The sequence below is a fragment of the Microcystis aeruginosa NIES-4325 genome, assembly GCF_008974145.1.
Lineage (GTDB): Bacteria > Cyanobacteriota > Cyanobacteriia > Cyanobacteriales > Microcystaceae > Microcystis > Microcystis aeruginosa_G.
Genome location: NZ_BJKP01000009.1, coordinates 38,380 through 51,385, shown reverse-complemented (window position 1 = coordinate 51,385; position 13,006 = coordinate 38,380). Strand labels below are relative to the sequence as shown.

General features: G+C 45.2%; 11 protein-coding genes and 1 pseudogene. 5 read left to right on the top strand and 7 right to left on the bottom strand.

All coding sequences use genetic code 11. The annotated features are described in order from the left end of the window. Window positions 1-316: 316 nt before the first annotated feature. Complete coding sequence (locus tag MiAbW_RS06945) at window positions 317-2,272, bottom strand: chromosome segregation ATPase (protein WP_151695496.1); 1,956 nt, start codon at window positions 2,270-2,272, stop codon at window positions 317-319. Between the two features lie 63 nt (window positions 2,273-2,335). After that, window positions 2,336-3,250: an Hsp33 family molecular chaperone HslO gene (gene hslO, locus MiAbW_RS06940; protein WP_151695495.1), complete on the bottom strand. Its 915-nt coding sequence runs from the start codon at window positions 3,248-3,250 to the stop codon at window positions 2,336-2,338. A 116-nt stretch (window positions 3,251-3,366) separates the two neighbouring features. Here hslO and MiAbW_RS06935 point away from each other — a divergent pair, with 116 nt between their 5' ends. Beyond that, the gene (locus MiAbW_RS06935) at window positions 3,367-3,750 is read left to right on the top strand and encodes a hypothetical protein (RefSeq protein ID WP_151695494.1); all 384 of its coding nucleotides are present in this window, start codon (window positions 3,367-3,369) and stop codon (window positions 3,748-3,750) included. A 103-nt stretch (window positions 3,751-3,853) separates the two neighbouring features. Here the strand turns inward: MiAbW_RS06935 and MiAbW_RS06930 are convergent, their stop codons facing one another. The 5 genes and pseudogenes from MiAbW_RS06930 to MiAbW_RS06910 form a co-directional block, all read right to left on the bottom strand. Beyond that, on the bottom strand, window positions 3,854-4,474 hold the full coding sequence (locus MiAbW_RS06930) for a type II secretion system protein (RefSeq protein WP_151695493.1): 621 nt from the start codon (window positions 4,472-4,474) through the stop codon (window positions 3,854-3,856). Beyond that, on the bottom strand, window positions 4,452-4,961 hold the full coding sequence (locus tag MiAbW_RS06925) for a type 4 pilin (RefSeq protein WP_151695552.1): 510 nt from the start codon (window positions 4,959-4,961) through the stop codon (window positions 4,452-4,454). Before MiAbW_RS06925 ends, MiAbW_RS06930 begins: the two co-directional genes overlap by 23 nt. 308 nt (window positions 4,962-5,269) lie before the next feature. Further along, window positions 5,270-6,163 (bottom strand): DMT family transporter, encoded by an 894-nt coding sequence (locus tag MiAbW_RS06920; protein WP_151695551.1) that lies wholly within the window; start codon window positions 6,161-6,163, stop codon window positions 5,270-5,272. Window positions 6,164-6,384: 221 nt separating this feature from the next. Continuing rightward, window positions 6,385-6,525 (bottom strand): annotated as a pseudogene (locus tag MiAbW_RS06915) (IS630 family transposase); the annotation flags it as partial. 528 nt (window positions 6,526-7,053) lie between these two features. Continuing rightward, window positions 7,054-7,404 (bottom strand): single-stranded DNA-binding protein, encoded by a 351-nt coding sequence (locus tag MiAbW_RS06910; RefSeq protein WP_151695492.1) that lies wholly within the window; start codon window positions 7,402-7,404, stop codon window positions 7,054-7,056. 222 nt (window positions 7,405-7,626) lie between these two features. On the opposite strand from MiAbW_RS06910, the gene MiAbW_RS06905 reads away from it, so the two are divergent. The 4 genes from MiAbW_RS06905 to MiAbW_RS06885 all read left to right on the top strand — a co-directional run bounded on the left by MiAbW_RS06905 (window position 7,627) and on the right by MiAbW_RS06885 (window position 12,593). Then, entirely contained in the window at window positions 7,627-8,664 is a 1,038-nt protein-coding gene (locus MiAbW_RS06905) for a rod shape-determining protein (protein WP_151695491.1), read from the top strand. Between the two features lie 90 nt (window positions 8,665-8,754). Then, entirely contained in the window at window positions 8,755-9,504 is a 750-nt protein-coding gene (gene mreC, locus MiAbW_RS06900; RefSeq protein WP_151695490.1) for a rod shape-determining protein MreC, read from the top strand. Continuing rightward, window positions 9,471-10,052 (top strand): rod shape-determining protein MreD, encoded by a 582-nt coding sequence (mreD, locus tag MiAbW_RS06895; RefSeq protein WP_151695489.1) that lies wholly within the window; start codon window positions 9,471-9,473, stop codon window positions 10,050-10,052. The genes mreC and mreD overlap by 34 nt, the downstream gene beginning before the upstream one ends. A gap of 90 nt (window positions 10,053-10,142) precedes the next feature. Next, the gene (locus MiAbW_RS06885) at window positions 10,143-12,593 is read left to right on the top strand and encodes a transglycosylase domain-containing protein (RefSeq protein ID WP_151695487.1); all 2,451 of its coding nucleotides are present in this window, start codon (window positions 10,143-10,145) and stop codon (window positions 12,591-12,593) included. The last annotated feature ends 413 nt before the right edge of the window (window positions 12,594-13,006 follow it).

Here is a 13,006-nt window from a genome sequence, read left to right as displayed (position 1 = left end):
CACGATCTTGTCAAAGATTTCTGGTTAGGAAAAAAGTTACTTTTTTTGAGCCAATGTCACAGATATTGTTAAGTAGCTAGACACAATTAATTATACATATCTAATACTAAATCCGCTGAGTATAGGCTACATATCAGGACAGGCACTCATGCAGAAGGCAAAAGGGAGAATAAATAATCAGTCTTTAATAACAATATTTAGTATAACTACCTCTTGTCTGCTAACCAAGAAGTTAATTTTGTCCTATTACTGAGCAACCGAAAACGCCTAAGTCCCATTAGGGGAAATTCACGGCAAAAACAGCCTCTAAAACTGATTATCGACCAGGACTTGGTGCTTCTATCGGGGACTCTGGGGAAAGGGGAGTCGATTCAACTATTGGCGCCGGGGCCGGAGGTTGGAGAATATTGCGCCAGCCCTGCATTTGGGAGCGAGCCGAACTGTAAGCGGTACTTTCTGGGGATACGGATTCAGCAAGGCGAATAGCTTCCAGATAACGGCCATTATTAGCTTGGGCCGTGGCTAAAGACAAAAGCTGATAACTCCAACGTTCCAGCAATTCACTCCGTTGCACACCCGCATCGGTTTTAGTGGAAATATTGGTAACTAAAGCAATCGCCCGGGTTAAACCTTCTGGGGTTCCCGTCGCCGCTAATTGATTAGCCTGTTGGAGATTTTGACGGGCCCGCAATTCTCGGCGCCAACGACGGATATTTTGGAACGCTTCTGCGGAAAGAGCGCGACCAGGAGGAATTTGATTGGCAGTTTCGATCGCCGTGCTATAGTCTTTGAGATTGGCCAAAGCTTGAGCCTGATCTAAAATGGGTTGATCCTCCATGCGTTCAATCCGCACTTGCCAGTCGCCAATTTCCCGTTGGGCATCGGTGTATAATGCCCGATTCTTACCAATGGCCCGGGCCTGAATAATAGCGTTACTGAGGGAATTAATATCGCCGGGGAGAGCTATTTCCCGCGCCCGTTCTAAAATCGGTCGGTCTTCAATCACTTGTATTTGACGATTCCAAGAGCCAATTTCCTGCTGTGCTTGCGACCAGAGGGGATTATCTTGGGGAACCTCGCCCGCTTTCGCGATAGCGGCGCTATACTGCTCGATCGTACCTGCTTGTGCTAAATCTCTAGCTTCAGACAATATTTTTAGATCCTGTACCTGTAACTGCCAGCGCTCCCTCATAGCTAGGGCCGTTTGATGGAGAGGTCGAGAAGGGTCGATTTGTTCTAGTCCCAGTATGCCTGCTTCCAATCCCTCCACCGTGCCGGCTTCCGCATCTAAGGCCGCTGCGGACAAGAGAGACCAATCGGTGACATCTTCTTTGATTTTGAGGTCTTTGGGGGTTTGGTTAGCCAAATCCCGGAGAGCTTGCCATTGCTTCCGCTCAATTAATCTTTCGGCGTATTCTTTTAGTTTATCCTCGGTTTTCCCGATTAATTTTTGTGCCTCCTGATAGGCATAACTGCTAGATTGAATTTTTCTAGCTTCTTCGATGACTTTCAACCAATTGTCGAGACCGCCCCTGGCAAAGAGATTGAAGGCATTATCTAATTTACTGCTATCTTCCCGGGCGACGGTAATTTTAGCGATCGCATCATTATATTTAACCGTTGCCCAATACTCGTTATTTAAGTTCAATAAATCCACTGCCAGACGGAAAGATTGATTCCAGTTGGAAGCGCGAAGATTTTCCTCTAGTTTGCTTAAGATATCGTTGCCTTCCGTCCAAGTTCCTTGCCACTTAGCGATTCTTTCTTCAATAATTGCCGCTACTGCCATATTATTGGGGATTTGACGAGCTTTAGCGATCGCTTGCCCCAAATTTCCCGCTTGATAGTCTTTTTCTGCCAAATTAAGGATATCTCGCGCCCACTCTTCCAACTGTTGATTAACTTGCGATCGCAAGGGATGATCTTCGGGTAAAGCTTCCACTAGGGCAATTGCCTCGAGTAAACCTGCCACGGTGCGACTATCGGCGGAAAGTTGAGCGCAGTAGAGACGCAGGGAAGCAGAAGCGATAGGCCAGAAGATTTTGGGGCAATTGGGCGACTTCTGCATATTTAATAACTGCCAAGTGGCGAGAAAGCCAACACCGCCAAAGACCACCACAAATAAAGCCGCCCAAACTTTCCAAGTGAAACGATGCTGGTATCGGTACCAAAAGAGAAAAAGAAAAGACTTAGTTTTCTCTGGCCAACGAGTCAGGGAGTCAATCGATTCTCGTTTGACTAGATTTTTGGTTAATTCTTTTCCTTTAAACATTCACGACTCCCCGGCAGATATTTTAGATAGATTTTACCCTAATGGCGCTCATTGCCCGACTTCTCAGCAAGATTCAGCCTGTAAAGACTCGACTAATTCGATTAATTGTCTCTCGTTGGCATTATACACTTCCCGACAAAACTCACAGATGGCTTCCGCTTGTTTATCTTTTTCGATAATGTCTTTTAATTCATCGACCCCGAGGAATTTTAAAGCCCCTAGGGCCCGTTCAAAAGAACAATCACAATCAAAACGCAGCAGCTGCACAGCCGGAAAAATTTCTAGACCCATATCTCCGAGAAGTTCCTGAAAAATATCTTCTAGGCCTTTTCCTGCCCGTAAAAGGGGTGTAAATCCCGTTAATTTTCGCAATCTCGACTCTAAACGAGCCACTAAGACCTCATCCCTGGCGGCCTCTTTCGAGAGAACTTGTAATAAAATTCCCCCAGCGGCCGTTACTCCTGTGGTCGTACCGACAAAAACCCCCACTTGCAAAGCGGAGGGAATTTGTTCCGATTGGTCTAGATAGTAGGCGATATCTTCCCCCACTTCCCCAGAAACTATCTCGACGATGCTTTCTTGAAGTTCATTTTTCTCCTCACCTTTTTCTTCTCGTAAGACTCGCACATAACCCTTGTTACCCACCGCGCGACCCACATCTAATTTACCCTTAGCATTGGGGAGTAATTCTACTTGGGGATAGTCCACATAACCGCGCACCGTGCCGTCGAGTCCGGCATCAACCAAGACCCCACCTAGCGGACCATCGCCTTTAATGCGAATATTGATCCTAGAACCGGGTTTTTTTAAACTGGAAGCCAGGAGTAAAGCCGATGCCATCGTGCGACCGAGAGCGGCGGTGGCTACGTTAGATAATTGATGTCTTTGGCGAGCTTCTTCGGTTAAACGGGTGGTAATCACTCCTACTACTCTAATTCCCCCATCGGCGGCCGTGGCGCGGATTAATTTATCTGCCATACTACTTACTGTTATCCTTGGAAAACGCTGTCGCAATTTTTGGTTATTCTTTAACTAACTTAACAAAAATTATTGGACAATAAAACCTAAGTAGGTTCTAACTGGGAGACAGTAATATGTTCGGCAATTTTCAACAAAGTCAGCTGCGTATCGAAATCTCGGCCAGTGAACGGGCTATCCGGGATAGTTTGCTCAAAACCGCTCATCTCCGTCAATGGCTGTGGCCGCAAATGCTCTCGCCTAATCTACCCGATAAATTAGAGGAAGGTTTGACTTTTACCTCTTGGTTAGGTTTAATTCCCGTACAACATCAGGTTTTATCGGCCGATGACCAGTGTTTACGCTTGCTTTTGAGTCAAGGCATCGATGGCTATCACGAATGGTATTGGGGTGATGGTTGGTTACAATCGCGGTTAGAAGGCATTTCCCTCCTTCCCCTCAATCTCGGTCAAACTCTCAGTTTATTGAAATTACGACTATTTCTGAGCAATCAAAAGTAAACAGTGAACAGTAATCAGTAATCAGTGAACAGTGAACAGTAATCAGTAAACTAAAAACTCACACCTGATAACTGATAACTGATAACTGATAACTGATAACTGATTAGGGTTCAGTTCCATCGAGACGGATTTGACATTGACGGGCATCGAGGTTAGTTAGAGAAGTGCCGTTATAAGTACCTTGTTTAACTATTCCTAACAGAGAAGCGATAACTATACACTTTCTTTCTTGGTTAGGATAGGGCGCAGCGGAGGCATTGGCGGCGGGATATAATACGATTATCGCTTGGTTTTGCGGCGGAACAAAGGTTAAATCCGGCACATGACCCCGAAAAGAAAAGCGAATCCTTGGATTGCCGCCCTGGATAGGAAAATTACTCACCACCATAAATATTTCCTGCGGCAGATTTAGGGAACCCGCGTTAGTATTAGTCGCCACTAAACAACCTGCTTCACTGGCGGTTATTTGCCGATAAACCGTGGGATTAGTGCCAGTCCCGTTAGTAAAATTAATCGTGCAAATTCTCCCTAGACGGACAGCTTGTCTTTGGGCATCCTCTAGGGCTGATTGTATAGAATCGGTGGCTTCTTGGACTTTATTGCTATTTAACCAAGCTAATAAATTAGGTAGGGTTAAGGCGGCAAGAATTCCCGTAATTGCCAAGGCTACCAAAATTTCTAACAGGGTAAAACCCTGATTTTTATGGACATTCAAACGACGCATCGGGAATCACCTCGACAGAACTTCTAGCAATAACATTTTCTTGGTTGCGGTAATCGTTAGCAGTTTCACCTTGTGCCAATTGGACTCGATAATCAATACGAAGGCGATGGGGATTATCCAGAGTAGTATTAAAAGTCCGAAAGAGAGAATAGTTTTTACCGACAATTTCTCGTGTTGCTACTAACTGGGGGTCCGTCGGTATAGGGTTGGGGACGGGAGTAGCCGTTAGTTCTCTTCTTAAAGCTGTGGCATAACCCTCACTTCTATCTGTACACACATTTAGACTGATATTAGGGTTGGCAGGGGTGGAGTTGACATCTAAAGTCGAAGCTAAATATTTAGTATCCTCAAAGTCTTCTTGTATCCAAAAGTTAGCTTGAGCCTGTCTTTCTGACCGAACTTTATATAAGGCATCCACTGCCATTAACTGTAGGGTTCCCGTTAAGAAAGCGGTAATAGTTAAAATGGCAATGATTACTTCTAACAGGGAGAAACCTGACTCAGATGATGACAGTTTTAGCGGTATCCTCTTTCCTTTTGATTTCACTTCCTAATCCTCCCAAGTTTTTCCTCAAAACTGCTGGCTTTTTTTAGTCCTCAACTACAGAGTACCCAGATGATGGGATATTTCTAACTCTAGTCAGGGAATTAATTCCCCGCAACCCCTATTGCTCAAGTGAGTCAGATTGTCTAAACTCTCATCCAGTTAGCATTCTACACTAATCTATTCTTTGTCTGTGATCACAAGCGGCGATCGAGATTACATTTAACCAGTAATTTAGATACACTAACAGCTTATCCGCCTAAAATAGCAATGCCTACGCCAATTAACAGAATTAATCCGCCATAAATGACTTCTTGGGCTGGTATTTCACCAAAAATGAACACTCCTAACAGACTAGCGGCAATTGGCTCTAATAAAATTACCATGGTTACTATTGTCGGTGCTACCCATCGCAAAGCCCAGTTAAAGCTAGTATGACCGATTAATTGCGGAAAAATCGCCATCATTAACACATAAACATACACGGATAGGGGATAGCTTTCGTAACCTTGACCGAATAAAAAAATAGAAGGTAATAAAGCTAATCCTGCGGTAGTGTAGGCTACAGTTATATAATTCTTAATATTTAAACCCTTTCTTTGTGCTTCCCGTCCGAGGAGAATATAACCACTGACGAGAATTGCCCCAATTAAAGCCAAGCTATTGCCCAATAAAGGGTTAGGATAAGAACTACTGACATCTCGATCGGCTAAAACAATCAATAATCCCCCCGTTAGAGCCACAAAAATGCCGATAAAAGTTAATTTTGTCGGTTTTTCTCGAAACCACCACCAACCCAACAGAGAAACCCAGAGGGGATTAGTGGTGACTAAAGTGGTAGAAGCGGCGATCGATGTGTAGGATAGAGAAGTAATCCAAGTAGCAAAATGGAGAGCTAAACAAAATCCTGCCCCCACTGCGTAATAATAGGCTTGAATAGGGACTTTTTGGCGTGATAAGGTCAACCAGTTCGGAATTAGGACAACCGAAGCCAAGATCAGACGGGAAGTCGCTAAAAATAAACTAAATGCGATCGTAGCATTACCTACCGCTTCGATCGCTAACCGGACAAAAATTGCCGATGCAGAAACCGAAACCACACCGATAGTTAAAATCAAAATAATTTTGGCGTTAGAAGGAGGCAAAATAGGGTAGGTTAGGCGCAAAGATAAATGATGTTGTTTACCAGTTATTTTAACCGTTAGCCTTTTCATTTACGGCGGTTCATCTATCCATCTGGTACAGACAACTCCTTATTGGATAAGTCTTTCCACTTAGAGGATGTACCAGACTAAGCTTGAATCCGCTGTATTCGCTTTCAAACACCTAAAACAGAATTAGCAGTAGTCAAGCGTCGAGATATACGTTAGACGTTCATAATCTGAGATTTATTAAACTTCTGAAATCGTAGAGTCAGCAGGGAATCCAGTTCTTTTTTATGTTTCAGATGGGCATCATTTAGACATTCATAAATAGCTGAAGAAAAGTCAGAAAAGTTTTCATAATAAATATAGCAAAGATCGGGGTGGTTAGGACAATCAATCGCTGAAACCCTTGACCGATAAGAGTTTGAAAATTGAAAGCGTCCTAAACAACCCATTTTTTGCTATATTATGAATAGATTTATAAAGCTTGTTCTCAAGCCACTAAAAGCCTATCTCTCTTGAAATTGTCTGAGAGTACATCTTGTTAATTTAGCTAATTTTTCTGCTTCCTAAGTCAGGGTGAGAGCATCTCAAAAGCTATTGACAATTGGCCAATGTTGTGATCCGCATGGGCATTTCAAGTGATACCAGTCAATCAGAATAGTTACGAAATCTTCACATTTGGTCGGTTTTTGCTTAACAATTGAGATGGCCAATTCTCCTCAAATATGCCTGAATCGCTCTCTGGGTAAACAACTCACATAAAGTTCATTTTGTCAAAGATTGTTAAGATGCGCTTACCCTAATTTTTGATTTTTACAAGGGGTCTAATAAGGGTGTGTTACTAGGGGTTAACACACCTAAAATCGGGAAATGATACCGCTCAAGCTTTAAAATTCTCGCTCGGAATTAGCCTCACTATCGCGTTTAGAACCGAGTAAATCTAATTGATCAACGAGAATCACCGGTTTAGAACGAGCTAATCCCGTGTTTTTATCATTCCAGGTATCCATTTTTAAAGAACCCTTAATCCCGATTAAACCGCCTTTTTTCACATAATTAGCGGCCACTTCCGCCGTTTTGCCCCAAATTTCCAGATCGAACCAATCCGGCTGTTCGCTATTTTTAGAGCGACGATTAACCGCTAAAGTGAAAGTACATAAAACCTTACCTGACTCGAAATACTTCGTTTCCGGGTCTCTCCCCGCTCGTCCCACCAAATGAACCAGATTTAAACTCATGGTCTTAAAGCCTCGATTTAGTACAATAGTATGTTCATTTTAGCCCGAAACCTTAGCCTTGACCGGTGGCTAGGGAGAAAATTAGGGCAAATACCTGCGTAAATCCGGGGAGAAAGAAGCGATAATTAACTAGACTTGAGAAACAAAACGTAATAGAATCCAAGTCGATTCGATCGAAAGTCTAGCTATAGTAACTTTTTATAAGAACAGGAGTGAAAACAAGTGGGTTTTTTTAGAGGACTAGGCTTATCAAGGGACATAGGTATAGACTTGGGGACAGCAAACACCCTCGTTTATGTATCAGGGAAAGGCATCGTTTTAGAGGAACCATCGGTAGTAGCGATCGATCAAGATCGTAACCCGGTCGCTGTCGGGGAGGAGGCCAAAAAAATGCTCGGTCGGACTCCGGGCCATGTCACCGCACTGCGACCCCTGCGCGATGGGGTAATCGCCGATTTTTACAGTTGCGAGATCATGTTAGCGGAATTCATCAAACGAGCGCTCGATGGCACGATTGGCAATCCCCGCATGGTAATCGGTGTTCCCAGTGGGATTACTGGGGTAGAAAGACGCGCGGTGGTGGATGCGGCCAAAAATGCCGGCTCGCGAGAAGTGGGGTTAATTGATGAACCAGTTGCGGCGGCCTTGGGTGCCGGTTTACCCGTCTCGGAAGCGACGGGAAATATGATCATCGATATCGGTGGTGGCACGACGGAAGTGGCGATTCTCAGTCTCGATGGGACTGTGATCAGCGAATCCGTCCGTGTGGCCGGGGATGAACTCACTGAAGCAGTTATCGCTTATCTGAAAAAAGTCCATAACCTGATTATCGGGGAACGCACGGCCGAAGATATCAAAATTCGCCTTGGTTCCGCTTATCCCTCCCCCGAAGATGAATTTCCTCCTCTGGAAGTGCGGGGATTGCATCTTATGTCCGGTTTACCCCGCACCGTGACCATAAAAGCAGAAGAAGTGCGGGAAAGTATGGATGAGCCACTTTCCGTGATCGTTGATGCGATCAAACGTACCCTAGAAAAAACTCCCCCCGAATTAGCGGCCGATATTATCGATCGCGGCATCATGTTAGCGGGAGGAGGTGCTTTATTACGGGGACTCGATCGCCTAGTCAGTCACGAAACTGGTATCGTTACCCATGTCGCTGAAGATCCCCTGCGCTGTGTGGTCAAAGGCACGGGAGAAGTGTTAAAAAATCAGAAACTCTTTGAGCGGATCGTTAATGAAACAACTCGCAATGTCTAAAGGTCACTAGGATCGGTTAGCCGTTAGCCATCAGCAGCGGAAAAATGGACGGATTCTCACTCTACACAGCCAAGAGGTTTTAAATCGCTCATGTATTCAGCACGACGAAAATGGACACAGCAGGGATGGCGACTTTTGCTGCTCGCTGCCGCTTTGGGGGTAGCTTGGTACATTCGCACCTATCAAAGTGGGGCGATTTTAGAATTGTATGGTTTATTAACTCGTCCTTTTCAGGGAGAGGAAACTAATCTGCAAGAGCAACTTCTGGCCGATCAACGGGTGCGAGAATTACAAAATCGTTTAAGTGAAGTCGAATATCAAAATCAACAATTAAAAAAACAGCTTGGTTATTATCAAACCCAGAAAAAACCCCTGATTTCTGCCCCAATTATCGGCCGCAGCGCCGATGATTGGTGGCAACAGGTAATTATCGGTCGGGGTAGCGCCGATGGTGTGCCAGTGGGTGCTTCGGTGACGGGAATTGGCGGTTTAGTGGGACGGATTACGGAAGTTACTCCCCACACCAGCAAAGTTTTATTGGTCAGTAATTCCCAAAGTCGCATCGGAGCAACGGTAAATCGTAGTCGGTCCATGGGTTTGATTCAAGGTCAGAATTCCCAAGTCGCCACCCTGCGCTTTTTTGAAAAAGCTCCCGATGTCAAACCAGGAGATGTGGTGACAACTTCGGCTTTTAGTAGTCTTTTTTCGCCAGGGTTGCCCATCGGTCGCATAATTTCCCTTAATTTACAGGAAAATCCCGCCCCTACCGCCAAAATTGAATTTACCGCCACCGTGGACAATCTCGAATGGGTGTTCGTTCACCCGCAACCCCAGCAGTGAGAGGGGGAATTATGCTGAAATTAAGCCGTTTATCAGCCCGTTCTCGTTTTATACTGAATATTTTAGTCACTATCGCTTCGCTGCTTCTCTGTGCTTTTCTTTCCTTGATGCGGCTACCTGGAATGGAGATTTTAGGCATCGCTCCCAACTGGTTACTGATTTGGTTGGTTAGTTGGAGTCTCAATCGCTCTTGTCTCGATAGTGTGGTTGCCGGATTAGCGATCGGCGCTATTCAAGATAGTCTTACCTCTAATTATCCTTCCCATATCATGGTTTTTGGTCTGATCGGTTTCCTCACTTCCCGTTTACACCGACAACGTTATGTTAAAGAAGAATTGATCGCCGTGGTCTTAATTGTCTTTGTTATGACTTTAATCGCCGATGGTGCGATCGCTTTTCAATACTATCTACAAGGAGGCAAAAATCTCGCATATCTTTGGATCGATTATCAACGCATTGCCCTCACTGCTGCTCTGCTTAGTAGTCTCTGGACTCCCCTCGTCTATTACCCTCTCCAGCAATGGTGGCGACAATTTAGCGATCTTTAAAGAGTCAGTCGTCAGGGGACAGGAGACAGGAGATTATTTTTATTTATTCTCCCCACACCCCACACCCTCACCCTCACCCGCTCAATTAACATGAAATACAAACAAAAACTTAGTCAATTTTTTCATAATCTCGCTAATAAATTAGAAAATTCCGAGCAAGCCCCTAAAGTTGATACTATCGACTCCAAATCTGCGCCAGTTGCTGGAGAAAAGCCACTAGAAGCCACTTCCGAAGAAAAAAAGGTTAATTTAGTCTCCCGAACCAGTAGCAAGGCTCTAGAGACAATAAAACTTCTAAAGAACAAATTTACTACCCTGATCGACAATTCCCCCCTACCGCAATGGCGACAACATCCCCGCTTTGGGTTGTACTTGGGAGTAGGATTAGGCGTAACAGGGGGCGTTTTGGGGGTAGGTTGGGGCATTTATCGCCTTGAAACCTCTTTACCGCAAAATATCGCCGATATACAAACATATACTCGTCCCGGCACCCTAACCATTCAAGCAGCTAATGGGGAAATCCTCAAGCAAAATGGCCCTAGTACCTACGAAACCGTGAAAATTGCCCAAGTTCCCCAACTGGTACAGGAAGCCTTTATCGCTAGTGAAGACCGTCGTTTTCGCGAACACGGGGGAGTTGATGGCCAGGGTATTGCTCGCGCTCTCTTTTCTAACCTGAGAGCCGGGGGAGTGGTGGAAGGAGGCAGCACCATCACCCAACAATTAGCCCGGATTGTCTTTTTATCCCAAGAAAGAAGTTTTGATCGCAAATTACGGGAAATGCGTATAGCTCAGAAAATAGAAGATAAATACACAAAAGACCAGATTTTAGAGCGTTATTTTCACCTAGTTTATCTCGGTTCCGGGGCCTACGGTCTTGCCGATGCCGCTTGGTTATATTTCAGTAAACCCGTCGATAAATTAACTCTAGCCGAGGCTGCCACCCTTGCTGGCATTGTTCCCGCTCCTAGTCTCTATTCTCCTCTCGAAAACCCTAAATCTGCCCTAGAACGGCGTAATATCGTCCTCAAAACTATGGCCGAGGTGGGATTTATTACTAATGCTCAAGCGCAACTGGCGATCGCATCTCCCCTAGTACTGAAAACCAGTCCCCTAAAACGTCTGCAACGGCAAGCGGCCTATTTTACCGATTATGTGGAAAAAGAACTGCCGCAACTGGTTCCCGCTAAAACCCTAGAAGCGGGGGGAGTGGTGGTAAAAACTACCCTTAATCCTCGTTGGCAAAGCGAAGCGGAGGAAGTGGTAGAAAGAGCGGTTTCTCGTTATGGCAGGTGGCAGAACTTCCAACAGGCGGCTTTAGTGGCAATTGACCCCAAAAATGGGCAAATTAAGGCTATGGTGGGAGGAATTGACCACGATAAGAATCAATTCAATCGGGTGACACAGGCAAAACGTCAGCCGGGATCTACTTTTAAACCTTTTGTCTATGCGGCGGCGATTGCGGCGGGGAAATCGCCCTATTCCAGTTATAAAGATGCTCAGTATGTGGTGGATGGTTATAAACCGGAAAACTACGGGGATAGGTATAGCGGCCGCGAGGTGTCCATGCGCGATGCTTTGACTTCTTCCCTGAATGTGGTGGCAGTTCAGGTGTTAGTGGCTGTGGGTTGGAATCCGGTGATTAAATTAGCTCAAGATATGGGTATCCAGTCGAAACTTTTACCCACTTATTCTTTGGCTTTGGGTGCTTCGGAAGTCAATCTTTTAGAATTGACCAGCGCCTACGGGACTTTTGCTAATAATGGTGTGCATCAACCAGTTTACGGTATTAATCAGGTACTTGATCGCCATGGTAAGGTAATTTATCAAGCCAATTTTAAACCGAAAACTGCTCTGAATAAAAACACGGCAGCGACGATGACTTGGATGCTGCAGGATGTGGTTAATTCGGGAACGGGAACCCCTGCACAAATTGGTCGTCCGGTGGCGGGAAAAACTGGTACTTCTGATAAGGCTCGCGACCTTTGGTTTGTCGGTTATATTCCCCAATTAGTCACCGGAATTTGGCTCGGTAATGACAATAATAAACCCACCAATGGAGCTAGTACCATGTCCGCTTGGATGTGGCGACAATTTATGTTAGAAGCAATTAAGGATATTCCCTATCAAGGTTTCCCAGAACCGAATTTAGGCAAACGTCCGGTGACAGTAAAAGCGGAACCCATTAAACCCCGACGTACCTACTTTACCCAAACTACTAACAATCGTTTAGCCAGCAGCGATGAGGGTTCCCCCAGCGAAGGACCTATCCGCAGACGGCGACGGGTTCGGGTAAGTCGTGAGCAAACTATCGTCCGTTCTAATACTAGCGAACCCAGCCAAGGCCGTTCTAGTCGTCGGCGTACTAGCACCGGTCCTACCAGCGCCGCTGCTCCTAGTCCTGAAAATACGGCCCCCGCAGCAGCCGAACCGATTACCGTTCCCGTCAATGTGGCGGATCCCGAAACTCGTTCGGTTCCCCTACCGGTAACTCCTCCCCCCGATGTGGCTCCTCCCGCCCCCCCAGCAGAAAGACGCTGAATCGGCCAAAAAACCCTCGCAGGATTTGCGGGGGTTACAGTTCCAAAACTGCTCGGTAAAATAGACCGCTTGTAAAAATCGAAAATTGTTGTTAGGGTTAGGAGCCAGTAGCCAGTAGTCAGTAGTCAGGAGAATTAAGAATAAGTAATAATCAATTAAATAGTATATTTACAGATTTTAGGACATTTAATCCTTATTTTTGCTGTTTTTGAACCATCAAAAATTAATTATGCAAGAGGTCAAATCTGGGAAAACCATCGGATTTTTCGCACTGCCATAATGCTAAATCCGTTGAGTATAGGCTACATATCAGGAGAGGCACTCATGCAGGGGAAGTGACTCTTAATTTATTACAGATGCGTCAGCGGCTGCGTGTAAGCATCCCACCGAAAAACTAATGCGCGGGGGGTTTG

Coding starts and splice junctions, on each gene's coding strand:
- MiAbW_RS06945 (WP_151695496.1), bottom strand. CDS start 2,272: ATGTTTAAAGGAAAAGAATTAACCAAAAATCTAGTCAAACGAGAATCG.
- hslO (WP_151695495.1), bottom strand. CDS start 3,250: ATGGCAGATAAATTAATCCGCGCCACGGCCGCCGATGGGGGAATTAGA.
- MiAbW_RS06935 (WP_151695494.1), top strand. CDS start 3,367: ATGTTCGGCAATTTTCAACAAAGTCAGCTGCGTATCGAAATCTCGGCC.
- MiAbW_RS06930 (WP_151695493.1), bottom strand. CDS start 4,474: ATGCGTCGTTTGAATGTCCATAAAAATCAGGGTTTTACCCTGTTAGAA.
- MiAbW_RS06910 (WP_151695492.1), bottom strand. CDS start 7,404: ATGAGTTTAAATCTGGTTCATTTGGTGGGACGAGCGGGGAGAGACCCG.
- mreC (WP_151695490.1), top strand. CDS start 8,755: ATGTATTCAGCACGACGAAAATGGACACAGCAGGGATGGCGACTTTTG.
- mreD (WP_151695489.1), top strand. CDS start 9,471: ATGGGTGTTCGTTCACCCGCAACCCCAGCAGTGAGAGGGGGAATTATG.
- MiAbW_RS06885 (WP_151695487.1), top strand. CDS start 10,143: ATGAAATACAAACAAAAACTTAGTCAATTTTTTCATAATCTCGCTAAT.